The sequence below is a fragment of the Nocardia higoensis NBRC 100133 genome (assembly GCF_000308595.1).
GTDB classification, from domain to species: domain Bacteria; phylum Actinomycetota; class Actinomycetes; order Mycobacteriales; family Mycobacteriaceae; genus Nocardia; species Nocardia higoensis.
In genome coordinates, this window is record NZ_BAGA01000132.1 from 72065 (window position 1) to 97855 (window position 25791).

The window sequence follows — 25791 nt, forward strand, 5'->3', positions numbered from 1 at the left end:
GGCACGCATCCGGCTCAGCGTCGGGCCAGGGTCAGGCGCAGGGCGGCGAGGCTGCGAGCCCGGAAGGCGCCGAGCCACAGACCGGTTCCGTAGGCGATGTCGTCGATGCGCTTGTAGGCCACATAGCGCACCGGGTCGAGACCGCCGGGCTCGCGATGGGTGAACCAGTCGGCCAGGCCGTCGGCGACCGCCATGGTCACCGCGATCCGGCGCACGCGCCCGGACAAGAGCATCGCCAGCACGGTGACCGGCCAGTAATGCCGGCACATCGCCGAGGCCAGGCGCCACAGACCGGCGAAGAAACCGCGCGCCAGATACAGCGAGGCGATCCTGGTCGGATTGTCGAGCCCGGCGAAGACCCGGCGCAGACGCAGCAGCGCGGAGCCGAGGGTCACCAGGCCGCCCAACGCGCCCCAGCGCGTCAGAGTGGCGAAGAGCACGGCGGCCAGCACCGTCCAGGACGGCACCGTGAGCGGGGAGACCTTGCGCGGGTCGTGGCGCTCGGCGAGCGGGGCGGCGCCGGTGCCGTAGAACAGCCTGCGGCCGAACCAGGCGCGGAAGGACACGCGGTGGTCGTGGGCGACGTGCGCGGCCGGCTCGTAGCGCAGCCGCCTGCCCGCCTGCTCGAGCCGCCAGCACAGGTCCACGTCCTCGGCGACGTGCAGGGATTCGTCGAAGCCGCCGACCGCGAGCAGCGCCTGCCTGCGCACCAGCAGTGCGGCGCTGGGCACATAGGAGATCCGCCCGCCCGAGTGCACCGCCGCCTCGCGCCTGCCCAGGTCCAGCGAGGACCGGGTGTGCTCGTAGCGGGCCAGCGCGTTGGCCTCCGGGTCGAGCGCGACGACGCGCGGAGCGACCAGCGCGACCTCGGGATCGCTGAAATGTCCGAGCACGACTTCCAGCCAGCCGCTGCGCGGGACCACGTCCGAATCCAGGAAGGCGACGAATTCGGTTGTCGCGGCGCGCAGCCCGGCATTGCGCGCGGCAGCGGGACCCTTGGCCCGGTCGTGCCGCAGCACGGTCACCCGGCACCGCGGGCCGCGTTCGCGCGGCACCTGCACCGGCTGGTCGGAGCCGTCGTCGACGACGATGACGTGGTGGCCGCGCAGCACCGCGAGCATGCGGGCCAGACCCTCGGCGTTGTTACGCAGCGGGACGACGATGGTCACCTCGTCGGTGGAAGGCAGCAGCCGCGGGCGCGGGTTGGCGACCCCGGAATCGAGGAGCCTGCGGGCGACGACGGCGGACTTGGGCCCGGACACCTCCAGGTACCCGTCGCCGATCATCTCGGCGGCCTCCGGCGCGAGGCGGAGCACTCTGGCGGGTGTTCCCCCGACGAGGACGCGCCCCCCGGAGTATGCGCGTACCCGTGGATCGATCCGTACCCCGAAGCCGTCCGGCAATCGATCGTGGCGCATCCCTCGCATGCTAGGCAATCCCGCGCGTTCGAGCACCATCGGCCTGCGAAATCACTGCGAAACGGCCCGAATCGCCAGTACACACGCGACGGTTCGGCGCGACGGCGTGTCGCGCTCCCGGCGCCTCCCGCCACGACCACACGGGCCGCAACGGGAGGGCAACCGGGATGGAGCCGACGGTCACACCGCAGTGCTCACGCCAGCGGGCTCTCGTCGCAGGCGCGCGAGGGCATACGCGCGGTGAGGGTCAGCGGGATCGGGCCCGACTTGCGCGCCCCGCGCCGCGAGGTCGCCTTGCGGGAGTGATCCACCGACGAGCGCGGGATGGTGCGCCCGGCATCGGCGAGCGCGGCCTCGCCGTAGCCCTGCACGCACTCCGGATCGGGTCCGTCGGCGGGCAGACCGGTGAAGAACTTCGCCGCCATGCAGCCGCCCCGGCAGGCGTCGTAGTGCGCGCACCCCGAGCAGGCGCCGCCGCCGGTGGGCTCGCGCAGTTCGCCGAACAGCTGCGAGTCGCGCCACACCCCCTCGAAACCGCCGTCGGTGAGCACGTTTCCGGCCTGGAAGCGGTCGTGGATGGCGAACGGGCACGCGTAGACGTCACCGACCGGGTCGACCAGGCAGACCACCCGGCCCGCGCCGCACATGTTCAGCCCGGGCAGTGCCGAGCCGAAGGCGGACAGGTGGAAGAACGAGTCGCCGGTCAGCACGCCCTCGCCGTTGGCCACCAGCCAGTCGTAGAGCACCCGCTGCTGATCGGGGGTCGGGTGCAGTTCGTCCCAGACGTCCGCGCCGCGACCGGAGGGACGCAGGCGGGTCAGGCGCAGGGTGGCGCCGTAGCGGTCGGCGATGGCACGGAATTCGTCGAGCTGGGGAATGTTGTGCCGGGTCGCCACCACCGAGAGCTTGGCATCCCGGAAACCCGCCGCGGCCAGGTTCTCCAGCGCGCGGATCGCGGTGTCGAAAGAGCCGGGACCACGTACCGCGTCGTTGACCTCGGCGGTCGCGCCGTCGAGGGAGATCTGCACGTCGACGTAGTCGCTGGCCGCCAGCCGGGCGGCGACCTCGGGAGTGATGCGAACCCCATTGGTGGAGAACTTGACTCCCACGTGGTGCGCGGTGGCGTAGTCGACGAGCTCCCAGAAATCCTGGCGCACCGTCGGTTCACCGCCGCCGATGTTGACGTAGAAGATCTGCATCCGCTCGAACTCGTCGATGAGCGCCTTGCACTGCTCGGTGGTGAGCTCGCGCGGATCGCGCCTGCCCGAGGACGACAGACAGTGCACGCAGGACAGATTGCAGGCGTAGGTGAGTTCCCAGGTCAGGCAGATCGGCGCGGCCAGACCGCTTTCGAAGCGGTCGACCAGCTTCACCGCCTTGTCCGAGCCCGCCGGTTCCGGGTTCGCCGCGCGCACCGGCGCGGGAGCCGCGCTCGCCTCAGGCGTGGCCGGGACGACCGCCGGGCCACCGACGATCATCTGGCCGTCGGCGAGCTGGTTCAGCGCCGCCGCGTACGGGGCGAGGGTCTCATCGCAGACGCCCGCCGCGTGCAGGGCGGCCCGTACGGAGGTGTGCTCGGGCAGCGAGCGCACGACCTCGACGATCCGTGGGTTCTTCAGGAACGAGAGTTTGCGGGTGCCGAAGTGGTAGAGCAGCGCGCCGAAAGGCTCGGGGCGCAACGCCACCCGGGGATGCAGCTGCCAACGGGTATCGAGATCGAGCATTCGCCTGCCCGCCCCGTCAGTAGACGCCGCACATACCGTCGATGGAGACCTCTTCGATCAGGCTCTCCTCGACGAGTTCGGCGGCGCCGTGCCCGGTCTCGCCATCGGCGGGGACGAAGAACTGCTGTGTCATCACAAACCTCCCTGGATCTCACCGGACCACCACCCGTAGTCCACGTCACACCATAACCATCTCTCCGGTACGAGTGAACCATGTCGCTTTTCGGAGGGTCGTCGGTCCCCGATATCCGAGCGCCGTCCGGCAACGCGCCCGCGCCCCACGTCCCAGCCCTGCCCGGTACCCGCGACCTCTAGACTTCGGGTGTAGAACAGCGGAACGGATTGTGATGGGCAACACATGCCCGCGGCGGTAGAGGTGGCATGGGAGTCGGACGCATACAGGCCAACGGGGGCGGCAGCACGCTGTCGGAGTCCGAGATAGTCGAGGCCGCACTGCGCGTGGTCCGCGAGGACGGGGTCGAGAAGCTGTCGATGCGGCGATTGTCGCGCGAGCTCGGCGTTTCCCCGATGGCGCCGTACTACTACGTCGCCGACAAGCGCGAGCTACTCGACCTGGTGGCGGGCGCCGCGCTGACCGGAGTTCGCACGCCGCCGCGCGAATCGGGTCCGTGGCAGCAGCGGCTGCGCGAACTCGTCGACCAGATCGACGAGAAGCTGCGCAGGCATCCCGGACTGGGCGATGTGCTCATCGAGCAGATGCTCGGCAAGCAGCTCGATCTGATCGCGGGGATCATGAGCATCCTGGCCGACGCCGGCTTCGGCGACCGCGACATCCTGGCCGCGTACGCGACTGTGCACACTTACCTCTTCGGCCGTCGCCGGGTGAATCCCCGCGATCCCGGGCCGCTGTCCGGGGTCGATCTGCCCGATGTGGTCGCCCGCGCCACCGCGCACATGCCCGACCTGCGCGGCCGCTACACCTACGACTTCGGCATGGACGTGCTCATCGCCGGGCTGGAGGCCCGGCTTGTCGCCGGAGCGGACCCCGACGTACGATGAAATTGAAACACGTTCTAGTTTTCGGGTTCGAGAGGACGACATGACCACCGTCGAGGTTCCACACGGTTCACGCTCGGTCGTGCTGCGGGTCGCCGCGGTGATCGCCGAGACGGCCGACAGCCGCTCGCTGGTCTTCGACGTGCCCGAGGAATCGAGCGAGAAGTTCGCCTACCGTCCCGGCCAGTTCCTCACCCTGCGAATCCCCAGCGAGCTGACCGGTTCGGTGGCGCGCTGCTACTCACTGGCCAGTTCGCCGCACACCGACGACAAGCCGAAGGTGACGGTCAAGCGCACCGAGGGCGGCTACGGGTCCAACTGGGTCTGCGACAACGTCAAGCCCGGCGACCAGCTCGAGGTGCTGCCGCCCTCCGGCGTGTTCACCCCGGGAGATCTGGACGAGAACCTGTTACTGTTCGGCGCGGGCAGCGGCATCACCCCGGTGATCTCGATCCTCAAGTCGGCGCTGGCACGCGGCACGGGCAAGCTGGTACTGGTCTACGCCAACCGCGACACCGACAACGTCATCTTCGCCGACGAACTGCGCGAACTCGGCGCCGCGCACGCCGATCGCCTCAGCGTCATCCACTGGCTGGAGCCGCTGCAAGGCCTGCCCACCGCCGAGGCGCTGGCCACCCTGGTGCGGCCCTACAGCGAGTACGAGGCGTTCATGTGCGGCCCGAAGCCGTTCATGGACGGCGTGCACGAGGCGCTCGCCCGGCTCGGCATGCCGCGCAATCGCGTGCACGCCGAAGTCTTCAACTCCCTCGCCGGCGACCCCTTCGCCGATCAGGCGCCGGTCGAGATCAGCGAGGCCGACGCCGCCGACGCCGCCACCGTCGAGGTGGAGCTCGACGGCGAGATCCACGAGCTGAACTGGCCGCGCAAGCAGACCCTGGTCGACATCATGCTCGCCAAGGGCATCGACGTGCCCTACTCCTGCCAGGAGGGCGAGTGCGGATCGTGTGCGTGCACGGTCCTCGAGGGCGAGGTCGAGATGGACAACGCCGAGATCCTCGATCCGGAGGACATCGCCAACGGGTACATCCTGGGCTGCCAGGCGCGCCCGGTCACCGATCGGCTCCGCATCCAGTTCTGAGCCGGTTCCCCGGTCCGTGCCCGCGACCGGCCGGGTCGGCCCGCGACGGGAACCGCTGCCCCGGCCACGGTGGTACCACCCGCGGCGGGCGGCGTCAGCGCGCGGCGCGGTAGGCGGCGCGGGTGGCGCGGTCCAGATGCTCGGTCGCGTAGGACAGTGCGGTGCGGCCCATTTCGGGTGCGTGGCGGTCCAGGAAGCCGGTGAGCAGGGCGCGGTCCACGCGCTTGCCCACTTCACGCAGCATCCAGCCGACCGCTTTCTGGATGAGGTCGCGGCGGTCGTCGAGCAGTCGTTCGCAGAGGGCGCATGTCGTTGTGGCGTCGCCGGATCTGATGAAGGCGAAGGTGCTCAGCAAGGCCACCCGCCGGTGCCACAGCGATTCGGCGGCGGCCAGGTCGAACAGTTCGTCGCGCGGGCGGTCCAGCAGCCAGCGGCCGAGGAGGTACTCGGCGGAGGAATCGACCAGGTCCCAGTTGTCGACCCGGCCGCGGTGCACCGCGGCACGATAGCGGCGGACCGCTTCGGCCCTGGTGTCCTCGTCGAACGTACGTGGCCTGCTCGCGCGGTCGAAACGGGCGGCCAGGATGAGCAGGCCGGCCAGGCGTTCCTCGTGGATGTCGCTGTCGAGCAGGATCTCGATCTCGTCGAAGGGCAGATCGGCGAACCGGCGGACCACGGCGCGGGTGGCGGGCACCCGGACGCCGAGGAAGACATCGCCCTCGCCGTACTCCCCCGGACCGGTCTTGAAGAAGCGTTGCAGGTGCGCGGCGTCGGCCGGATCGGCTGCCTCCGCCAGTGCCGCGCGCACCTGTGCTGCGTCACCCATGCATGTCTCCGCTCGAGCCGGGCCGCACCGGATTCCGGTCGCGGGTCAGATGCGGGCGCCGAGGACCCGTCCGGATTCGTAGGCCGCCGCGCTCGCCGGCAGTGCGCCGGGCCGGCCGCTGTTGAGCACGCGCACCGTGCCCTCACCGGTACTCGCCCGGCCGAGGCCGTCCACCTTCCTGATGGCCTGGGCCGCGACCGCCTGCGCGCTGTCGAACAGGCGCACGCCCACCGGCAGCGTGGCCAGGATGGCATCGGCCACCAGCGGGTAGTGCGTGCAGCCGAGCACCACCCCCTCGGTGCCCTCGGGGGTCTGCTCGGCGGCGCGGGCGATGGCATCGGTGGCCGCGGAGAGATCGCCGCGGTCGATGGCGTCGGCCAGGCCGTGGCAGGCCACCCCGGTCACCTCCGCCTCGCCGCCGAACCTGGCGATCAGGTCGGCCTGGTAGCGGCTGGCGGTGGTGGCGGCGGTCGCCCACACAGCGACCGAACGGCAGGACGCGGCGGCCGGCTTGATGGCGGGCACGGTGCCGATCACCGGTACGCCTGGACCCACATCGGCGCGCACGTGTTCGAGGGCCGTGACACTGGCGGTGTTGCACGGCAGCACGATGACCTCCGCGCCGGACTCCAGCGAGGTGCGCGCCGCGCCGACGACCCGTTCGATCGTCCACTGTTCCGGTTTCGGCCCCCACGGCGCGCCGTCCGGGTCGAGCTGTAGTAGCAGGTCCAGATCCGGGCGCAGTTTCCGCAGCCAGGCGGCCGTCGGCAGCAGCCCCAAACCCGAATCGATGAGCGCGACGATCACCCGACAACCGTATTACAGGCCGATCCGGGCGCTTCATCGCCGGTGGAGCCGCCCGGGCCGATGTCTGCGAACCGCCGTCGCGGCTGCTGCGCGACGGCCGGGCGCACCCCGCTCGGCCGATGTCCGCGGCCCGTGGTCATCGCCGCGCTTCCGGTGCGATGATCGAGGGGCAAGCCCCATCCGGCGCGGACGATCCGCACAGCACCGGTTCGAGTGCGCCGGGACAACACCGCATCCGGTACGACGACCGGGACAGCGCCACCTTCGGTCGGGCCGACCGGGACAATGCCGCATCCGGTGCGGCGGGCGGGACGATCAGGAGATGTCGGCCGTCGCGGGACGGCGGGCACGACGGCGGGTGGTCCGGATGGACGGTGATCGCACCGCGGTGACGGTGCTGCTGGGCGGCGACGTCATGCTCGGGCGCGGCGTCGATCAGATCCTGCCGCATCCGGGACGCCCGGAACTGCGGGAGGGATACGTCCGCGACGCCCGGCGGTACGTCGAGCTGGCCGAACGGGTGAACGGCCCGATTCCCCGGCCCGTCGCATTCGACTGGCCGTGGGGCGAGGCGCGCACCCTCCTCGACGAACTGGCCCCGGACGTCCGCGTGCTGAACCTGGAGACCACCATCACCGGCGACGGTGAATTCGCGCCCTTCAAAGGCATCCACTACCGGATGCATCCGCGGAACACCGCCGCGCTGAGCGCGATCCGGCCCGACGCCTGCGCGCTGGCCAACAACCACGTCCTCGACTTCGGCGCACGGGGAGCGGCCGACACCCTCGCCGCACTCGATGCCGCCGGCATCCGGCGGGCCGGGGCGGGTGCGGATCTCGGCGAAGCCGCGCGGCCCGCGGTAGTGCCGCTCGCCGACGGCCGCCGCGTGGTCGTGGTGTCCGTGGCCACGACATCGAGCGGTGTCCCCGCCTCGTGGGCGGCGCGCGACGACCGGGCCGGGGTCCTGCTGCTCGAAGACCTCTCCGCGCGCACGGCCGACACGGTGGCCGCGACGGCGTCCGCGAGCGGCGGCGATGTCACCGTGGTGTCGGTGCACTGGGGACCGAACTGGGGATACGGGACCGAGGCCAGCGAGACGCAGTTCGCGCGCCGTCTGATAGACGCCGGTGTCGACATCGTGCACGGGCATTCCGCGCACCACCCCAGGCCGATCGAGTTCTATCGCGGGAAACCGATCCTCTACGGCTGCGGTGACGTGATCGACGACTACGAAGGCATCGGCGGGCACGAGTCCTACCGCAGCCACCTGCGGTTGCTCTACCTGGCCGATGTCGAGCCCGGCGGCGCGACCGGCCTGCGCCTGATTCCGCTGCGCGTCCGCCGGATGCGGCTCGAGCGGGCCGCGCCGGACGAGGCGCGCTGGCTCGCGGCCACGGTCGAGCGCATCAGCCGGCGCTTCCGTACCCGGGTCGGCCCGGCGGCGGACGGCCTGCTGTCCGCGTCGCCGCAGCGTTGACCGGTGCACGCCGCGGCGACGCGGCGGGCCGGTACTAGGCGGTGGCCGGCTGACTGGTCGCGAGCAGGTCGGCGATCGGGGCCGCGGCGGCCACCTTGGCGCGAGCCTTCATGACCTGGGCGGTCATACCCGCGCCGACCACGCCGGTGAGCGCGCCCGCGCGCGAGTAGTAGGCCAGGAACTTGCGGCCGTCGTCGCTGACCACGACCACGTCGTCGCCGGCCGACGGGGTGCCGAGGGCCTGGATCTTGACGTCGTACTGATCACTCCAGAAGTAGGGCACCCGGGCGGCGGTGGGCGGTTCGGCGCCGAGCAGCGCGCAGGCGAGAAGCTTGGCCTGCTCGCCGGCATTGGTCCAGTGCTCCACGCGGGCCTGCTCGCCGGTGTCGTGCCGCCAGGCGGCCACATCCCCGACCGCCCAGACGTTTTCGGCGCTGGTGCGGCCGACCTCGTCGGCGAGCACGCCGCCACCGTCGGCCGGATCGGCGAGCGCCACATCGGATTCGGCCAGCCACTCGATCGCGGGCCGGGAGCCGACCCCGATGACGACCAGATCGGCCCGCACCTCGGCGCCGTCGGCCAGCCGCGCGCCGGCCACCCGGCCGTCCTCGCCGGCCAGCAGCGTCGCCAGGCCGACACCGCAGCGCAGGTCGACGCCCTCGTCCCGGTGCATCCGGGCCACCAGCGCGCCCACCTGCTCACCGAGCACCGACGCCAGCGGCGTCGGCTGCGGTTCCACCAGCACCACGTCGAGGCCGCTCGCCCGGAAGCTGGCCGCGACCTCGCAGCCGATGAAACCCGCGCCGACGACCAGGGCCTTGCTCGCGGCGGTCACCTCGGCGCGCAGCCCGATGGCATCGGCGTGATCGCGCAGCACATGGATGCCGGCCAGGTCCGGCAGACCGGGCAGGCGACGTGGGCGTAGCCCGGTGGCGATGATCAGATGGCTGTAGTCGAGCACGTCACCGTCGGCCAGGCGCAGACGGCGGGCCGCGGTGTCCACGCCGGTCGCCGCGACACCGAGGCGCAAGTCGATCGCCTTCTCCTCGAAGAACTCGGCCGGGCGCAGGGTGGTGTCGTCGGTCTCGCCGCGCACGAACTGCTTGGACAGCGGCGGGCGATCGTAGGGCAACCGAGACTCGTCGCCGAGCAGCACCAGCGGGCCCTCGTACCCGGCGCGGCGCAATTCCTCGGCAGTGCGCAGGCCGGCCAGACCGGCTCCCACGATGATGATCGGCGCGCTCATTCAACCCGTCCTTCCATAGACGACACCCGCCGAGCCTAGCAAGTGCTTGGTAATTTTCGGGTTCTCCCCCTGGCCGGCGACTGTGCCCGCAAAGCGGCCCAATCGTGTCCATCGCTCTATCGACCGGGCGGTCGATCAGGTCTATACCGAGGTCAGGACCACTTTCACCGCAGGAGGACATCATGCTCACCGATTCGCGCGCTCAGGACCTCCTCGCCGTCGTCCTCGGCGCTTTCACCGCACTCTCACCGCTGTGGGTGGATACCAGCACCCGGGCCATGTGGACCATGATCGTGCTCGGCGTACTGATCGCGCTCACCGGCCTGGCCCAGATGGCGCGTCCGTCGATGGCGATGGCCGACTACGCGATGGCGCTGTTCGGCGCGTTGCTGTTCCTTTCGCCGTGGGTCATGGACTTCACCGGGTTCCGCGGGGCGTCCTGGACATCCTGGGTGGTGGGGCTGGTCACCGTGGTGGTCGCCCTCGCGGCGCTGCCCGTCGTGACCGGGCGTATGCACCGCACAGTCACCCATCACTGATCGCGTCCCCCCGCCCGTTCCGGGCCGTACCGATATGCGCAGCTCCACCCGCACCGGGCGCCGCCGTCGCGCCGCGCGCGACGGTGACGCCCGGGAACTCATTCTCGACGCGGCGGAGGACCTCTTCGCCGCACACGGCTTCGACGCGACGCCGACCTCCGCCGTGGCGGCCGCGGCCGACGTCCCTAAAGGACTCGTCTTCTATTACTTCCCCACCAAGGACGCGATCCTGTCCGCACTCGTGAGCGAACGGGTGCCCGCGCAGCCGGTGCCCGACATCGGTTCGGTCGTCCTTCCCGGCGACCCGGCCACCAGCCTGCTGAACCTGCACTCCGCGCTGAATCCGTGCGACCACCACACCTCGGTGCTGCGCGTGATCCTCTGGCGCGAGGCCGACACCCACCCCGACGTGCGCGAGCAGTTGCGCCGTCTGCGCGACCACCTGCTGGAGGTGACCACGCGAGTACTACAGGCCAGCGCCCCCTCCCCGGTCGAACCCGGCACGCTCCGCGCCTGTGCGCTGACCTGGGTGTCGGCCATGTTCACGGTCACCGGTTCCGACCGGCTGCACGCGCTCGGCGGACTGCCGTTGCCGACCGCCGAGGAGGTCCTCGGCGTGGCGAAGGTGGTCGCGGCCGGGATGACCCAATCCGCCTGAGCCGCAACCACACTCGAACTGTCAGCGGTCGAGGAAGGCGATCACCTCGGCGGCGAAGCGGGGATGGTTGATCGCGCCCATGTGCCCGGCCCCGGGAATGATGACCAGCCGGGAATCGGGAATCCGGTCGGCTGTGCGCCGGAAGGACGCGGTCGAATAGAAGGTGTCCAGCTCGCCGCCGATCACCAGGGTGGGCGCGGTGAGCGTGGGCAGCCGATCGGTGACGTCGAAACTGTCCTCGGCGAGCACGAACGCGAGCATGTCGGCGGGATCGTGCGGGCGGACCAGCGGATCGAGCAGCCACATCACCGCCTTGTCGACCCGGCCCCTCATGATGCCCGTGCCGGCGGACATATGGTGCAGCCCGCGCCTGCCTGCCGCCGCCGCCTCGGCGTAGCGCAACTGCGAGGATCTGGCGCGGTCCTCGAGCCGCGACGCCGACGCGGCCACCACCAGTCTGCGCACCACGTCCGGGTGGTCGAGGGCCAACTGCAAGGCGAGCGAACCACCCGAGGAGATGCCGAGCACGTCGACCGGGCTGCCGTAGGTGGCGCGCAACGCGGCGGCGTGATCGTCGGCGATCTCGGCCATCGTGACGCCTGCCCGCATCCCGGGGGCGCGGTTGATCGCGCACACACGTCGGTGCAGGGCCAGCGGCGCCAGGGTGCCGATCTCGGCCTTGCGCATCATGCCGGTCGGATTGGCGTGATCGGGGGTGAACCAGCGCAGGAACACCAGCGGCGGCCCGGAGCCGAGGGCCCGATAGGGCAGTCCGAGCGGTAGCGTCCCCTCGACGATGTCGAGGTCGGCGGTGTTCGGGGCGGAGCTCATCGATCCCTCCCAGCGTTTGCGAAAAGCGCGGATGACGGGGAACTGCTCTGCGGCCCAGATGGTCGCGGTCCCCAGTCTCGCACCCGCCTCGCCGCGCCCGATCGCCGCAGTGGGCGAATCTCCGGCAATCGGCGATGGTGGACCGGCCCCGAAAACGCCGAACGGCGCCGCTCCGGGAAGGAGCGACGCCGTCGGCGTGGATCAGAAGCGATTCAGCGAATCACTTGATGATCTTGGTGACGCGGCCGGCACCGACGGTGCGGCCACCCTCGCGGATCGCGAAGCGCAGGCCCTCGTCCATGGCGACCGGCTGGATCAGCTTGACGCTCATCTCGGTGTTGTCGCCCGGCATGACCATCTCGGTGCCCTCGGGGAGGGTCACGACGCCGGTCACGTCCGTGGTACGGAAGTAGAACTGCGGACGGTAGTTGTTGAAGAACGGGGTGTGGCGGCCGCCCTCGTCCTTCGACAGGATGTACGCCTGGCCCTCGAACTCGGTGTGCGGGGTGGTGGTGCCCGGCTTCACGATGACCTGGCCGCGCTCGACATCCTCGCGCTTGATGCCACGAACCAGCAGACCGACGTTGTCGCCCGCCTGGCCCTGGTCGAGCAGCTTGCGGAACATCTCGATACCGGTGACCGTGGTCTTGGTCTTCTCCGGGCGGATGCCGACGATCTCGACTTCCTCGTTCACGTTGATCACGCCACGCTCGACGCGACCGGTGACGACGGTGCCACGACCGGTGATGGTGAAGACGTCCTCCACCGGCATCAGGAACGGCTTGTCGGTGTCACGCACCGGGTCCGGGATGGACTCGTCGACGGCGTCCATGAGATCGAGCACCGACTGGGCCCACTTCGGGTCGCCCTCGAGCGCCTTCAGACCGGAGACGCGCACGACCGGGGCGTCCTCGTCGAACTCCTGGGCGGCCAGCAGTTCGCGGACCTCCATCTCGACGAGCTCGAGGATTTCCTCGTCGTCGACCATGTCCGACTTGTTCAGCGCGACCAGGATGTAGGGCACGCCGACCTGACGGGCGAGCAGCACGTGCTCGCGGGTCTGCGGCATCGGGCCGTCGGTGGCGGCGACCACGAGGATGGCGCCGTCCATCTGCGCCGCACCGGTGATCATGTTCTTGATGTAGTCGGCGTGACCCGGCGCGTCGACGTGGGCGTAGTGGCGCTTCTCGGTCTGGTACTCGACGTGCGAGATGTTGATCGTGATGCCACGCGCCTTCTCTTCGGGCGCCTTGTCGATCTGATCGAACGCGAAGCTCTCGTTCAGATCCGGGTACTTGTCAGCCAGCACCTTGGTGATCGCTGCAGTCAGCGTGGTCTTGCCGTGGTCGACGTGACCGATGGTGCCGATGTTGACGTGCGGCTTCGTCCGCTCGAACTTCGCCTTCGCCACTGTGGTGTCCTCCTGGACTTGTTGGTTCCTGCATGCAGCAGTGCGGTTTTGTACTTACTGGGGTCGTGCTGACGCCCGGTGAGCCCGGGGCAAGTGTGCCACCTGCCCCGGATGGGATCACTCCCCGGTCGCCTTGGCGATGATCTCCTTCGACACGTTGGCCGGAACCTCCGCGTACGAATCGAACACCATGGAGTAGTTCGCCCGGCCCTGGGTCTTCGACCGCAGGTCACCGATGTAGCCGAACATCTCCGAGAGCGGAACCAGCGCCTTGACGACACGGGCACCACTGCGTTCCTCCATGGCCTGGATCTGGCCACGGCGGGAGTTCAGGTCGCCGATCACGTCGCCCATGTAATCCTCGGGCGTGATGACCTCGACAGCCATCAGCGGTTCGAGGATCACCGGACCGGCCTTGCGGGCCGCTTCCTTCAGCGCCTGCGAGCCGGCGATCTTGAACGCCATTTCCGACGAGTCGACGTCGTGGTACGCGCCGTCGATCAGGGTCACCTTCAGGTTGACCAGCGGGTAGCCGGCGAGCACGCCGTACTGCATCGCATCCTGGGCGCCTGCGTCGACCGAAGGAATGTATTCCCTCGGAACGCGGCCGCCGGTGACCTTGTTCTCGAACTCGTAGCTCGCGCCGTCCTCGCCCACGAAGGGCTCCAGGCCGATGATGACCTTCGCGAACTGACCCGAGCCACCCGTCTGCTTCTTGTGGGTGTACTCGAGCTTCTCGACGGTCTTGGTGATCGTCTCGCGGTAGGCCACCTGCGGCTTGCCGACGTTCGCCTCGACCTTGAACTCGCGACGCATACGGTCGACGAGGATGTCGAGGTGCAGCTCGCCCATGCCGCCGATGACGGTCTGGCCGGTCTCGGCGTCCAGCTTGACCGAGAAGGTGGGGTCCTCTTCGGCCAGCTTCTGGATCGCCGTGCCCAGCTTCTCCTGGTCGGACTTGGTCTTGGGCTCGATGGAGACCTCGATGACCGGGTCCGGGAAGGTCATGGACTCGAGCACGATCTGGTTCTGCGGATCGCACAGGGTGTCGCCGGTGGTGGTGTCCTTGAGGCCGATCACCGCGTAGATGTGGCCCGCGGAGACCTCGGGAACCGGGTTCTCCTTGTTGGCGTGCATCTGGAAGAGCTTGCCCAGACGCTCCTTCTTGCCCTTGGTCGCGTTGATGACCTGGGCGCCGGAATCGACCTTGCCGGAGTACACGCGGATGTAGGTCAGCTTGCCGAAGAACGGGTGCACCGCGATCTTGAACGCCAGCGCCGCGAACGGCTCGTCGGCGCTCGGACGACGAGTGATGATCTCGTCTTCCTTGTTCGGCACGTGGCCCTCGACGTTCTCCACGTCCAGCGGGGACGGCAGGTAGTCGATGACGGCGTCGAGCATGGGCTGCACGCCCTTGTTCTTGAACGCCGAGCCGCAGAGCACGGGGTAGGCCTCGGAGTTGATCGTCATCTTGCGGATGGCGCCCTTGATCTCGTCGATCGTGAGCTCCTCGCCACCGAAGAACTTCTCCAGCAGCGCCTCGTCGGACTCCGCGACGGCCTCGAGCAGTTCCTGACGGTACTGCTCGGCCTTCTCGGCCAGATCGGCCGGGATTTCCTTGACCTCGTACTTCTCACCGAGCTTGGTCTCGCCGGTCCACACCTTGGCGTTCATCTCGACCAGGTCGACGATGCCCTCGAAGGAGTCCTCCGCGCCGATGGGCAGCTGGATGACCAGCGGACGCGCGCCGAGGCGGTCCTTGATGGTCTGCACCGTGAAGTAGAAGTCGGCGCCGAGCTTGTCCATCTTGTTGACGAAGCACACGCGCGGGACGTCGTACTTGTCGGCCTGACGCCACACCTGCTCGGACTGCGGCTCCACGCCTTCTTTGCCGTCGAAGACCGCGACCGCGCCGTCGAGGACGCGCAGCGACCGCTCCACCTCGACGGTGAAGTCCACGTGGCCGGGGGTGTCGATGATGTTGATCTGGTTCTGGTTCCAGAAACAGGTCACCGCGGCGGAGGTGATGGTGATGCCGCGCTCCTGCTCCTGCTCCATCCAGTCGGTGGTCGACGCGCCGTCGTGCGTCTCACCGATCTTGTAGTTGACACCGGTGTAGAAGAGAATGCGTTCGGTTGTGGTGGTCTTACCGGCATCGATGTGGGCCATGATGCCGATGTTGCGGACCTTCTTCAGGTCGGTGAGCACGTCCTGTGCCACGGAAATCTTCCCCGCTCTGCTCTGTTTCAGCGATTGCTGGTTGGGATCTTGTGTTCTGACCCTGTTCGGGTCATCACTATGTCAACGCCGGAACGGGCACCGTAGTGCCCTCCCGACCGTGAGGCCTTCCGGCGCCGACACGAGCGACGGGCCGGGGGGCTGTCACCAGCGGTAGTGCGCGAAGGCCCGGTTGGATTCGGCCATCTTGTGAGTGTCCTCACGACGCTTCACCGAGGCGCCGAGACCGTTGCTGGCATCGAGGAGCTCGTTGGCAAGGCGCTCGACCATGGTCTTCTCACGGCGAGCACGGGAGAAATTGACCAGCCAGCGCAGCGCCAGGGTGTTGGCGCGGCCCGGACGGACCTCGACCGGAACCTGGTAGGTGGCGCCACCGACACGGCGGGGCTTGACCTCGAGGGCGGGCTTGACGTTGTCCAGCGCGCGCTTGAGGGTGACGACCGGATCGGTGCCGGTCTTCTCACGCGCCTGCTCGAGCGCGCCGTAGACGATGCGCTCGGCGGTGGACTTCTTACCGTCCAGGAGGATCTTGTTGACCAGCTGGGTGACCAGCGGCGACCCGTAGACCGGGTCGTTGATCAACGGACGCTTGGGAGCGGGGCCCTTGCGAGGCATATCAGCTCTTCTCCTTCTTGGCGCCGTAGCGGCTGCGGGCCTGCTTGCGGTTCTTCACGCCCTGGGTGTCGAGCGAGCCGCGGATGATCTTGTAGCGCACACCGGGGAGGTCCTTCACACGACCGCCGCGGACGAGCACCATCGAGTGCTCCTGCAGGTTGTGGCCTTCACCGGGGATGTAAGCCGTGACCTCGACCGCGCTGGTCAGGCGAACACGCGCGACCTTGCGCAGCGCGGAGTTCGGCTTCTTCGGGGTCGTGGTGTACACGCGGGTGCACACGCCACGACGCTGCGGGCTCCCCTTGAGGGCCGCGGTCTTGGTCTTGGAGACCTTGTCGCGGCGACCCTTGCGGACCAGCTGGTTGATGGTTGGCATAGACCGGCTTTCCTTGTTATTTATGCGCTGTCGGGACGGTGTTTCACGAACTGCATGGCTGGTTTTCGAGCTGTTCTCGCACGTCCAACCACGTTTCTCGCGTCCCGAGGTCGGGCGTGTCGCGCGCGGGATGGAGCCCGGAATCCGGGCACGCCGGAGAGGTCAGCCGCTCTCGCTGGCCTACTTCTACGCACGAACTTGCCCGCATGCTGTCGGGCACAGCGGTCCACGATACTCGCGGCCTGCACCGACGGTCAAAGCGGGCCCCGTCACTGCCCCTTCAGCCCTGCCGTCCATCGGGCCGACCCTGTGATCACCGACTCACCTGGCGAGGTTCAGCGTCAATTCCAGCAGTGTCTTGGCCGCGGTGCAAGGGTCGGGATGGCCGGAACCGGCCCGGTAGTTGACCCACCAGCCGACCACGCCGGTGTCGGCGGCCGAGGCCGTCAGCCCGCAGGAGTCCGCGTCGTTGGGCCTGCGCATCTGCAGGGCGCGGGTGCCCTGCACGGTGACCGTCTCGTGCACGTAGCCCAGCTTGTCGGCCGTGGCCTTCTCGTTGTTGAGCGAACCGATCTCGTACCAGTTCAGCGTTACCATCGCCAGGCCGCCGGGCGCGTCCTCGACATCCCACATGCACACGGCGCCGTTGAACGAGCCGGTCACGAACTGGGCGCCGCCCAGCGCGTCACCGATCTGCACGGGAGTCACCACATCGCACTCGCGCAGCAGCTTGTCGAAATCGGTGTTGATCTCCTGACTGCCGCCCGCCGGATGCGCGGAGCCCTCGATGGTCCGCCCGCAGCCGGCCGCCCCGGCGGCCACGGCGAGCAGCACGCACAGCGCGAGCGCGCGTCCGGCTCGCGTGTGGCGCCCCGGCTTGCCCACCTCGCTCATAGGTGCCCTCATTTCAGCCGCGAAACGGTGAGTTCGGCCAGTTTCCTGGTCTTGTCGCACGGATTGCCGGTCGGACCGAACAGGCCGTAGGACATGGACCATTCGAAGAAATCGTCGTCGAGCTGGACCGCCAGATCGCATACCGTGCCGGTGGGGTCGAGGGCGGCGAAGCCGGGCTTGCCGCCGACCTCGATCTTGTCCGGCTCGCGGCCGACGCTGCTCACCCACGCCTTCTCCCGATCGATCGGGCTGCCCCGATAGGAGGCGAAAGTGACGCTGGGCGAACCGAGTCCGGCGGCCTGGTAGTTGCAACCGACCGAGTTCTTGAACACCTGGGAGAGCTGCGACATACCCGCGATGTCACGAACTTCGTCGTCGCCGACGTGCCCGCACTCGCCGACGAACGGACCCAGCGAGGCCACCTTCGGCGGCGGGCGCAGCGGCTCGCCGGAATCCGATCCGCCGCCGGAACCGCAGGCAGACAGCGTCACAACCAGGGCGAGACCGGTGAGGAGCGCCGACGGTATCCGCATACCAGCACTCTACTGGTTCGCGCGAAACCACTTCCGGCTCCTGACGATCGCCCCCCGGGTGGCGCGGTCGCCGCCATCAGGGGCGCAGGTCGGCCCCGACCACCAGGATCTCCACGCTCGGCGTCGATTCGGGTTCCAGGTAGGCGAGCAACGCCGCGGCCTCCGACTCGACCTGCGCGCGTTCGGCTTTCGTCCACGCGCGCAGCGGGCTGACGCGCAGCCGGGCGCGGCCGGACTGCCGGAAGATCTTGTACATCCCGGCCAGGAAGCCGTCGACCAGCACCGGGGAGACCGCGGAGGCGAAGGCGCGCAGCGGCGGCGGGGCCCGTTCGCGGGGTCTGCGTGTCAGCGGTCAGCGGACGGTGACGACCACCTTGCCGGTGGCGGTGCGGTTCTCCAGCGAGGCCACCGCCTCGGCGGTCCGCTCCAGCGGGTAGGTCACCGGCCGCGGCGCCGGGATCGCCCCGCTCGCCAGCAGCGGGCCCACCTCGGCCCACTGCTGGACCACATAGCCCGGATTCGACATGAACCACTCGCCCCAGGCGGCGCCGACCACCTCGACGTTCTTGAGCAGCAGCCGGTTGACCTTCACGGTGGGGATCTCGCCCGCGGTGAAGCCCACGACCAGCAGCCTGCCGCCCTGGGCCAGCGACCGGATGCTGTCGGTGAACCGGTCACCGCCCACCGGATCGAGCACGATGTCGACGCCGCGACCGCCGGTCAGCTCCTTGACCGCGGCCAGCCAGCCGTCGGCGAGCACCACATCGGTGGCGCCGTTGGCCTTGGCGACCTCGGCCTTCTCCTCGGTGCTCACCACCGCGATCACGCGGCCCGCGCCCAATGCCTGCGCCATCCGCAGAGTGGAGGTGCCGATGCCGCCCGCGGCGCCGTGCACCAGCACGCTCTCGCCCTGCGCGAGCCTGCCGCGATTGCGCAGGCAGAAGTGCACCGTCAGATCGTTGAAGAGAATGCCCGCGCCCGCCGCCATGGAGATGTTGTCGGGCAACCGGAACACCAGATCCGGCAGGGTGACCGCGACCTCGGCGGCCGCGCCGCCGAGCATGGTCAGCGCCAGCACCCGGTCGCCCGCCTTCACGTGCGCGCCCTCGGGGGCCTCGCGCACCACGCCGGCGACCTCGCCGCCCACCACGAACGGCAGTTCCGGCTTCATCTGGTAGAGCCCGCGCGACATCAGCACGTCCGGGAAGGCGATGCCCGCGGCGTGCACGTCGATGACCACACCGCCGGGGATCGCGGCGGGTTCCGGGATGTCGACGATCTCGACCGCTTCCGGTCCTTCCAACTTGCTGACCTGGGCTGCGCGCATGGGCCGACCTCTCTGTCCGGTTCAACGGGTCCGCTTCGGCGACATCGGTCGTCGCCGTGGACACCGTGACCAACATAACGAACGGTCTGTCCCGCGGCGCGGCGCACACCACCCTCCCCGCGAACACCCGCGCCGACCAGCGCGACATTGTTATGCTTGCCGGGCTTCGAGGGTTGGGGAACACAGGAGGGGGATTCGTCGTGCCCGAGGATCGACTGCGGGTGAATCCGGACGCGCTACGGACATTCGCCACCCAGCTCGGCGCTGAAGCGGGCGACCTCACCGCCCTCGGCGCGGGCGACGCCTTCGGCACGGCGGCGGGCTCCCTGCCGGGCACCGAATTCGATTCCGCCGCAAGGCGATCCGGCGACATCGTGCACCGCTGCCTGGCCCGGATGGGCGAACGGCTGACCACCGTCGCCGACAACATGGACAATGCCGCGGGCGCCTTCGAACTCACCGAAGCCGAGTTCGAACAGACCCTCACCACCATCGGACTGCAACTGCCATGACCCTCACCGTCGACGATGTCATCGCCTGGCAGCCCGATCAGCTCACCGCAGCCGCCGACCACGCGAAGGCCGTCCACGAGGGTGTCGACCGCATCGTCGGCAAGGCCCTCACCGACACCCAGGGCCTGACCGACTCGAAGGCCTGGTCGGGCGCCGCGGGAACCGCCGCCACCGCCCGGATGGAGACAGAGAAGGCCCGCGCCTCCGTCGTCGGCGCGGCGCTCCTCGCGCTGGAAACCGCCTACCGCACCCAGGCGGGCATTCTGACCGGCTGCAAGGACGCCGTGACGCGACTGCGCAATCAGTACCTCGGCGAAGCGCCGGTCGGCTTCGAGGTGGCCGCTGACGGGCTGGTCACCGCGGGCGCACGCATCCAGCGCATCCGCGACAACGCGGGCGGCGCCGATGTCACCACGCTGGTCATCGCCGAGGAGGCCGCCGCCGCACAGCGCACCCTCGACCTGCGCCTGGCCCTCAGAGCCGCCGAGAACGCGGCCACGGCGGCGGCCACCGCGGTGAACGCGGCCAACACCACGCTCGAGCAGGCGTTCGGCGCGCTCGGCGATCCGAAGCTCGGCGTGCCCACCGATACCACCCCCGCGTCCACCACACCGGCCGCGACGCCGGTCGGTGCGAATCAGCCGAACTACGCCATGTCCGGCAGCAGCGGGTCGAACTCGTCTTCCGGCGGCTCGGGATATTCGGGGGGATCGGGATACCCGGGGAGTTCCGGCTCCTCGGCCGGACCGGGTTCGAGCGCGCCCACCGGACCGATGCCGACCGGCGATGTGGCGAAGTGGATCGAGGACGCCAAGAAGGTCCTCATCGAGATGGGCTACGACCCGGAGGACATCGACGAGCGCGCCCTCGCACTCATCATCCAGCACGAGTCCGGCGGCAATCCCTACGCGGAGAACCGGTGGGACAGCAACTGGCTCGCCGGGCACCCCTCCAAGGGCATCATGCAGACCATCGACAGCACGTTCGACGCCTACGCCGCCCCCGGCCACACCGACATCTGGAATCCGGTCGACAACATCGTCGCCGCCACCAGGTACGCGATCGACCGCTACGGGTCGCTGTCGAACGTGCCCGGCGTCGCGGGGGTGAATTCGGGGGGCGCATACCAGGGCTACTGACAGCGATTGCAGGTCGGATGCCGGTGGGTCACGACCGCCCGCGGCACCGGGTGCCCTCCCCCGGATTCGCTGCGACAATGGATCTCGGTGGGGGTACACCGGACCTCTACCTGTGAGTACAGTCGGCTCGACACGAGGGTGGGGGCACCGCCCCGTAAAGTCGTCTCATAACAGCACCGCAAGAAACACCGCGGCACAACGTGCAGCGCGAGGAGCACCAGTGTCACTCGATCAGCCACTCGCCCCGGTTCCCGAACAGGGCATGGGCTTCGATTCGGCGTGGCCCGTCCGGGCTGGCGATGTGGATCCCTACAACCGGCTGCGCTTCGACGCGGTCGCACGATACCTGCAGGATATCGCCTGGGAACAGCTGCATCAGACCTTTCTGGCCCGCACCGATCCGAACTGGATCGTGCGGCGCACCGTCATCGACGTCGTCCGCCCGGTGCTGTGGCCCGACGACGTGCGGTTGCTGCGGTGGTGCTCGAGCATGAGCACCCGCTGGACCAACATGCGGGTGCGGATCACCAGCGGCAACGGCGGTCTGATCGAGACCGAGGGTTTCTGGATCAATATCAGCGAGTCGACCGGCATGCCGGCCCGGATCAGCGACGAGGGACTGGCCTATCTGGCCAGGAGCACCGACGAGCACCGGCTGCGCTGGCGGCCCTATCTCACCGACGCCGCGCCCCCGGAATCCGACACCGACCTGCCGTTCCCGGTGCGGGTGACCGATATCGACCAGTACAACCACGTGAACAACGCCTGCTACTGGCAGGCGGTCGAGCATTTCCTGGCCGAGTACCCCAAGCTGATCGCCGGACCGCATCGGGCGATCATCGAGTACGTGGCACCGGTGCTGGCCCGTCAGCACATCACCGTGCGCAGCCGCTTCGAGCCGGGTGATCGCAGCACCGGCCGCCCGGTGCTGCGGCTGTGGTTCGTGGTCGGCGGTGCGACCACGACGGTCGTGCGCATCATGCCGCTGCCCGGCTGAGTCGCGCGGGCACCCGCCCCGGCCCCGCTACTTCACGCGCTCGCCGCCTGGCCGACGGCAGCCTGGTGCACGCCGCGATCACGGTGTGGACCACCGGTTTCGTCCGCCGCGCGCGGCCACTCGACCTTCTCCGCGCGCGGCGTCACGACTTCAGCCGCGCGCGGCCTTGAGCAGTTCCTCGCGCGAGGTGAACTTGACCCGCGGACGGCCGCCGCCGCGGCCCGCGGTCTTCTCCGCGGCGTCGATGTTCTTCCAGCCCTGCCGGTCGACCAGGTCGGCCTGACGCTCGGCCACCAGCGCCTGCAATGCCGCCCGGTCGGCGCCGGGGGCGGGCAGCGCGCCCGCGATGAAGTCGGCGATCAACTGCTCGACCGTCTCCTGCGAGTCGACCCGGTTCGAGCCGATCACGCCGCGCGGGCCACGCTTGATCCAGCCACTGACATAGACGCCGGGTAGCACTTCGCCGTCGGCGAGGACACGGCCCTTGTCGTTGGGCACCACGGCACGGGTCTCGTCGAAGGGCAGGCCGGGAACCGGCTGCCCCTTGTAACCGATGGAACGCAGCACCAGCGACGCGTCGAGACGGTCGGTCTCCCCGGTCGGCTGCGCCACCAGCTGTCCATCCAGCTGGACGAGTTCGTTGCGGCCCACCTCGATGCCCTCGACCTTGTCCTCGCCCAGCACGGCGGTCGGGGAGGCCAGGTAGCGGAAGACGATGCGCTTGTTGCCCTCGGTCGGCGTCGCCGCCGCGTACTCCTGGGCCAGGGTGTACTTCAGCTGCAACGACGGTTCCACCTCGGGATCGTCGAGCAGCGCCCGGCTCACGTGGTCGAGCGCCAGCTCGGCGTCGTCGATGACGACATCGACGCCCTTCAGGTGGGTCAGCGCCATGAACTCGGGGCTGGTGTAGGCGGCCTGCAGCGGGCCGCGACGGCCCAGCACCACCACCTCGCGGATGTTGGACTCGCGCAGCGCGGCCAGCGCGTGATCGGCGATGTCGGTCTTCGCCAGCTCGTCCGGATCGACGGTGAGCACCCGGGCCACGTCGAGGGCGACATTGCCGTTGCCGACGATGACGGCGCGCTCGCCGGACAGATCGAAGCCGCGCTCGGCGAAATCGGGATGGCCGTTGTACCAGGCCACGAACTCGGTCGCGGAATGACTACCGGGCAGGTCCTCGCCGGGGACGTTCATCCTGCGGTCGGCCGCGGCGCCGACCGCGTAGATCACCGCGTGGTGGTGGGCCTGCAGTTCCTCGTGGGTGAGGTGCGTGCCGATCTCGACGTTGAGGTAGTACTGCAGGGTCTCGCGGCGGAAGGCCGACTCGAACATGGCCGAGACGGTCTTGGTGCCGGGATGGTCGGGCGCCACGCCCGCGCGCACCAGGCCCCACGGGGTCGGCAGCCGGTCGAACATCTCGACCTCGACATCGCAGCGCCGCAGCAGTTCCTCGGCCGCGTAGCAGGCGGCCGGGCCGGCTCCGACGATCGCGACGCGCAGGGTGCCGAGCTCCTTCGGCGGACGCACCGGCGCCACGATCGGATCGAAGTTCGGCTCCAGCGGGTGGCGCTGGAAGTAGGCCGCGTTGACGTCTTTGAACCGGGCGAGCGAGGCGCTCAGGTCGTCCTCGGAGAAGATGGCCTCCACGGGGCAGGCATCCACACACGCACCACAGTCGATGCAGGTGTCCGGGTCGATGTAGAGCATCTCGGTGGTCGCGAAATTCGGATCGTCCGGGTTCGGACGAATGCAGTCGACCGGGCACTCGGAGACGCAGCTGGCGTCGTTGCAACAACGCTGCGTGATTACGTAGGCCATAGTGTGCAGATCCTCGAAACGTACGTGGGGCTGTGCGCCACCCGCGGGTCGGAGGTGGACAGCGGGACCACATGGAACGCACAGCGAAAAATGTGACCCCGCTTTCAGTGTGCCTCGAGAGTGGCATATGCCTCTCCTCGGAACCCCTTCTGAGTACCACAATCGGGCCTCCGGTGCGGCGAACTCCCCCATCAGGCCCCTTCAGCGGTGACGAATTACCGTGGCGACATGGTGCGGACACTGATCCTCATGCGACACGGCAAATCCGGCTATCCCGCGGGCGTCGACGACCACGAGCGTCCGCTCGCCCCGCGCGGACTGCGCGAAGCCGCTCTGGCAGGCCACTGGGTGCGCGACACCCAGCCCGTTGTCGACGCGGTGCGCTGTTCGACCGCCACCCGCACCCGCCAGACCCTCGACGCCACCGGCATCACCGCCCCGGTCGTCTACGAGCGCGAGATCTACGAGGCGTCCCCGCGCACGCTGATCGAGCTCATCCAGCTCTCCGACGACGACGTCTCGACGCTCATGCTGATCGGCCACTCCCCCGGCATGCCGTGGACGGCCTGGGAGCTGGCGGGCAACCGGGACAGCGACGCCGCGCTCGAACTGAGCCGCAAGTTTCCCACGTCCGCGCTGGCGGTGCTCACCTTCGACCGGCCCTGGGCGCGGGTCGAGGAGGGCGTCGGCGAGCTGGTCACCTTCCACGTGCCGCGCTGAGCCGCTCCGCCTGCGGTGAAGTCACCCACAGACGTGGGTACGCTCGGGCCGGGTAGCAGTTGTCCGACGATCATCCGAGCGCGCGCCCCGTGCGCCGCCGACGAACACCGCGCAACCGAAGGAGCCAGGTATGTCCGATCAGGCGAAGGAAACCACGGTCAGCCGAAACGGGGACAAGAGCCGCTACGAGGTCTACTACGGCGGCGAACTCGCCGGTTTCGCCGAGTACGAGGAGAGCGGCGACAAGACCGACTTCGTGCACACCGAGATCGACGACGCCTTCGGCGGCAAGGGGCTGGGCAGCACCCTGGCCAAGAGCGCACTCGACGACGCGATCGGCCGCGGCAAGGGCATCGTCGCGACCTGCCCGTTCATCAAGGGCTACATCGACAAGCATCCCGAATACGCCGCGAACCTGGTCGGCTAGGACCGCGGACATGAGCGATCTGGATCCGCAGCCCGGCGAGGCGCTGTGCACACCCGCGCCGGGGCCCGGTCCGGTGACGCAGTTCTTCCCCGCGCGCGAGGTACCGCTCGGCGGCGTGCGCGGGGTCTACGTGGAACGCGTGCTGCCGCAGCGGGATCTGCCGACGGTCGGCGCGTGGTGTTTCCTCGATCATTTCGGCGCGCCGACGGTCACCACGACCGGCGCACCGCCCGACATCGATCCGCACCCGCACATCGGGCTGCAGACGGTCACCTGGCCGTTCGTGGGCCGGATCCGGCATCGCGATTCGGTCGGCTCGGATGTGGAGATCGAACCGGGGCAGCTGAACCTGATGACCTCCGGCCGCGGCATCGCGCACTCGGAGTACTACGCCACCGACGCGCCGGCCGGCGAAGGCCTGCAACTGTGGATCGCGCTGCCCGGCCACAGCGCCGGGGTGGCTCCGCATTTCGAGCAGCATCGCGACCTGCCCGTCGTGGAGGCGGCCGGGCTGCGGGCGATCGTGCTCATCGGCACGCTGGCCGGCCTGACCTCGCCCGCGCAGGCCTACACCCCCCTCGTGGGCGCCGACATCCGGATGGACGCGGGCGCGGAGGTGACACTTCCGGTCGATCCGAACTTCGAGCACGCGGTGCTGGTGGTCGAGGGCGAGGTGACGGTGGCGGACGCCCCGGTGAAGCCGGGACCGCTGCTGTATCTGGGCAGCGACCGCACCGAACTGCGGTTGCAGAGTACGACCGGCGCCCATCTGGCGCTGATCGGCGGCGAGCCGTTCGGCGAGGAGCTGGTGATGTGGTGGAACTTCGTCGGCCGCAGCCACGAGGAGATCGTGGCGGCGCGCAGCGCGTGGGAGTCACACGACACGGGGCGCTTCCCCGATATCGCGGGACATACTCCGCAGCAACGCATTCCGGCGCCGCCGATACCGCCGCTGCATCTCACCCCGCGCAAGCGCCGGATCGGCGGCGACGCCACGAGCTGAGGCGGCCGCGCATTCGGCGGGCCGGCGGCTCCCTGAGCGAGCCGGGCCTCTTCGGCACAGGCGCCCGGCCGACGTCGAACTCCAGGACGGGCGTACCAATCCGAAACAAACTCTGGTCACAATCGAGGAAATGTGACTA

General features: G+C 69.4%; 27 protein-coding genes. 11 read left to right on the forward strand and 16 right to left on the reverse strand.

The genetic code is table 11. The features are described 5' to 3' along the window. Positions 1-14 precede the first annotated feature (14 nt). From mftF to mftA, 3 genes are all read right to left on the reverse strand, one after another. Entirely contained in the window at positions 15-1418 is a 1404-nt protein-coding gene (mftF, locus tag ON26_RS23775; RefSeq protein ID WP_040798728.1) for a mycofactocin biosynthesis glycosyltransferase MftF, read from the reverse strand. Between the two features lie 194 nt (positions 1419-1612). Beyond that, entirely contained in the window at positions 1613-3142 is a 1530-nt protein-coding gene (gene mftC / locus ON26_RS23780) for a mycofactocin radical SAM maturase (protein WP_083884317.1), read from the reverse strand. A 16-nt stretch (positions 3143-3158) separates the two neighbouring features. Then, complete coding sequence (gene mftA, locus ON26_RS32575; RefSeq protein ID WP_083884318.1) at positions 3159-3275, reverse strand: mycofactocin precursor MftA; 117 nt, start codon at positions 3273-3275, stop codon at positions 3159-3161. A gap of 248 nt (positions 3276-3523) precedes the next feature. Here mftA and mftR2 point away from each other — a divergent pair, with 248 nt between their 5' ends. Further along, positions 3524-4162 carry a mycofactocin system transcriptional regulator MftR2 gene (gene mftR2 / locus ON26_RS23785; RefSeq protein ID WP_245546016.1) on the forward strand — a complete coding sequence of 213 codons (639 nt, stop codon included), beginning with the start codon at positions 3524-3526 and terminating at the stop codon, positions 4160-4162. Positions 4163-4202: 40 nt separating this feature from the next. Next, positions 4203-5258 carry a ferredoxin--NADP reductase gene (locus ON26_RS23790; RefSeq protein WP_040798730.1) on the forward strand — a complete coding sequence of 352 codons (1056 nt, stop codon included), beginning with the start codon at positions 4203-4205 and terminating at the stop codon, positions 5256-5258. A 94-nt stretch (positions 5259-5352) separates the two neighbouring features. Here the strand turns inward: ON26_RS23790 and ON26_RS23795 are convergent, their stop codons facing one another. After that, the gene (locus ON26_RS23795; RefSeq protein WP_040798732.1) at positions 5353-6084 is read right to left on the reverse strand and encodes a DNA alkylation repair protein; all 732 of its coding nucleotides are present in this window, start codon (positions 6082-6084) and stop codon (positions 5353-5355) included. Between the two features lie 45 nt (positions 6085-6129). Next, positions 6130-6891, reverse strand: a complete 762-nt coding sequence (locus ON26_RS23800; RefSeq protein ID WP_040798734.1) for a glutamate racemase — start codon at positions 6889-6891, stop codon at positions 6130-6132. 367 nt (positions 6892-7258) lie between these two features. Between ON26_RS23800 and ON26_RS23805 the strand changes: the two genes are divergently transcribed. Next, entirely contained in the window at positions 7259-8368 is a 1110-nt protein-coding gene (locus ON26_RS23805; RefSeq protein WP_040798736.1) for a CapA family protein, read from the forward strand. Between the two features lie 34 nt (positions 8369-8402). Here the strand turns inward: ON26_RS23805 and ON26_RS23810 are convergent, their stop codons facing one another. Further along, a complete protein-coding gene (locus ON26_RS23810; RefSeq protein WP_083884319.1) occupies positions 8403-9614 on the reverse strand; it encodes an NAD(P)/FAD-dependent oxidoreductase in 1212 nt (403 codons plus the stop codon). A gap of 182 nt (positions 9615-9796) precedes the next feature. Between ON26_RS23810 and ON26_RS23815 the strand changes: the two genes are divergently transcribed. Then, positions 9797-10153 (forward strand): SPW repeat domain-containing protein, encoded by a 357-nt coding sequence (locus ON26_RS23815; protein WP_040798738.1) that lies wholly within the window; start codon positions 9797-9799, stop codon positions 10151-10153. A gap of 34 nt (positions 10154-10187) precedes the next feature. Beyond that, the gene (locus ON26_RS23820) at positions 10188-10811 is read left to right on the forward strand and encodes a TetR/AcrR family transcriptional regulator (RefSeq protein ID WP_040798740.1); all 624 of its coding nucleotides are present in this window, start codon (positions 10188-10190) and stop codon (positions 10809-10811) included. 21 nt (positions 10812-10832) lie between these two features. Here ON26_RS23820 and ON26_RS23825 read toward each other — a convergent pair whose 3' ends face one another. The 9 genes from ON26_RS23825 to ON26_RS23865 form a co-directional block, all read right to left on the reverse strand. Further along, the gene (locus ON26_RS23825; protein ID WP_040798742.1) at positions 10833-11642 is read right to left on the reverse strand and encodes an alpha/beta fold hydrolase; all 810 of its coding nucleotides are present in this window, start codon (positions 11640-11642) and stop codon (positions 10833-10835) included. 220 nt (positions 11643-11862) lie between these two features. Continuing rightward, positions 11863-13053, reverse strand: coding sequence for an elongation factor Tu (gene tuf / locus ON26_RS23830; protein ID WP_040798744.1), 1191 nt, complete (start codon positions 13051-13053; stop codon positions 11863-11865). A gap of 117 nt (positions 13054-13170) precedes the next feature. Beyond that, entirely contained in the window at positions 13171-15273 is a 2103-nt protein-coding gene (gene fusA, locus ON26_RS23835) for an elongation factor G (protein ID WP_040798746.1), read from the reverse strand. Positions 15274-15435: 162 nt separating this feature from the next. Continuing rightward, positions 15436-15906: a 30S ribosomal protein S7 gene (gene rpsG, locus ON26_RS23840; RefSeq protein WP_040798748.1), complete on the reverse strand. Its 471-nt coding sequence runs from the start codon at positions 15904-15906 to the stop codon at positions 15436-15438. A 1-nt stretch (position 15907) separates the two neighbouring features. After that, a complete protein-coding gene (gene rpsL, locus ON26_RS23845) occupies positions 15908-16282 on the reverse strand; it encodes a 30S ribosomal protein S12 (protein ID WP_019049359.1) in 375 nt (124 codons plus the stop codon). Positions 16283-16603: 321 nt separating this feature from the next. After that, positions 16604-17176: a DUF3558 domain-containing protein gene (locus tag ON26_RS23850; protein WP_085999078.1), complete on the reverse strand. Its 573-nt coding sequence runs from the start codon at positions 17174-17176 to the stop codon at positions 16604-16606. An 8-nt stretch (positions 17177-17184) separates the two neighbouring features. Further along, a complete protein-coding gene (locus tag ON26_RS23855) occupies positions 17185-17709 on the reverse strand; it encodes a DUF3558 domain-containing protein (RefSeq protein WP_040798751.1) in 525 nt (174 codons plus the stop codon). A 76-nt stretch (positions 17710-17785) separates the two neighbouring features. Beyond that, positions 17786-18058, reverse strand: a complete 273-nt coding sequence (locus ON26_RS23860) for a DNA glycosylase AlkZ-like family protein (protein ID WP_306307256.1) — start codon at positions 18056-18058, stop codon at positions 17786-17788. Positions 18059-18061: 3 nt separating this feature from the next. Further along, entirely contained in the window at positions 18062-19036 is a 975-nt protein-coding gene (locus ON26_RS23865; RefSeq protein ID WP_040798755.1) for an NADPH:quinone oxidoreductase family protein, read from the reverse strand. Between the two features lie 200 nt (positions 19037-19236). Here ON26_RS23865 and ON26_RS23870 point away from each other — a divergent pair, with 200 nt between their 5' ends. From ON26_RS23870 to ON26_RS23880, 3 genes are all read left to right on the forward strand, one after another. Further along, entirely contained in the window at positions 19237-19548 is a 312-nt protein-coding gene (locus tag ON26_RS23870; protein ID WP_040798757.1) for a type VII secretion target, read from the forward strand. Then, positions 19545-20687 carry a lytic transglycosylase domain-containing protein gene (locus ON26_RS23875; protein ID WP_040798760.1) on the forward strand — a complete coding sequence of 381 codons (1143 nt, stop codon included), beginning with the start codon at positions 19545-19547 and terminating at the stop codon, positions 20685-20687. The genes ON26_RS23870 and ON26_RS23875 overlap by 4 nt, the downstream gene beginning before the upstream one ends. A gap of 220 nt (positions 20688-20907) precedes the next feature. Further along, positions 20908-21684: an acyl-[acyl-carrier-protein] thioesterase gene (locus ON26_RS23880; RefSeq protein ID WP_040798762.1), complete on the forward strand. Its 777-nt coding sequence runs from the start codon at positions 20908-20910 to the stop codon at positions 21682-21684. A gap of 150 nt (positions 21685-21834) precedes the next feature. Here the strand turns inward: ON26_RS23880 and ON26_RS23885 are convergent, their stop codons facing one another. Beyond that, positions 21835-23502 (reverse strand): FAD-dependent oxidoreductase, encoded by a 1668-nt coding sequence (locus ON26_RS23885; RefSeq protein WP_040798764.1) that lies wholly within the window; start codon positions 23500-23502, stop codon positions 21835-21837. A gap of 228 nt (positions 23503-23730) precedes the next feature. On the opposite strand from ON26_RS23885, the gene ON26_RS23890 reads away from it, so the two are divergent. The 3 genes from ON26_RS23890 (at position 23731) to ON26_RS23900 (ending at position 25652) form a co-directional block, all read left to right on the forward strand. Next, positions 23731-24222 (forward strand): SixA phosphatase family protein, encoded by a 492-nt coding sequence (locus ON26_RS23890; protein ID WP_040798941.1) that lies wholly within the window; start codon positions 23731-23733, stop codon positions 24220-24222. A gap of 130 nt (positions 24223-24352) precedes the next feature. Then, positions 24353-24649 carry a GNAT family N-acetyltransferase gene (locus ON26_RS23895; RefSeq protein WP_040798768.1) on the forward strand — a complete coding sequence of 99 codons (297 nt, stop codon included), beginning with the start codon at positions 24353-24355 and terminating at the stop codon, positions 24647-24649. 10 nt (positions 24650-24659) lie between these two features. After that, positions 24660-25652, forward strand: a complete 993-nt coding sequence (locus ON26_RS23900; RefSeq protein ID WP_040798771.1) for a pirin family protein — start codon at positions 24660-24662, stop codon at positions 25650-25652. The last annotated feature ends 139 nt before the right edge of the window (positions 25653-25791 follow it).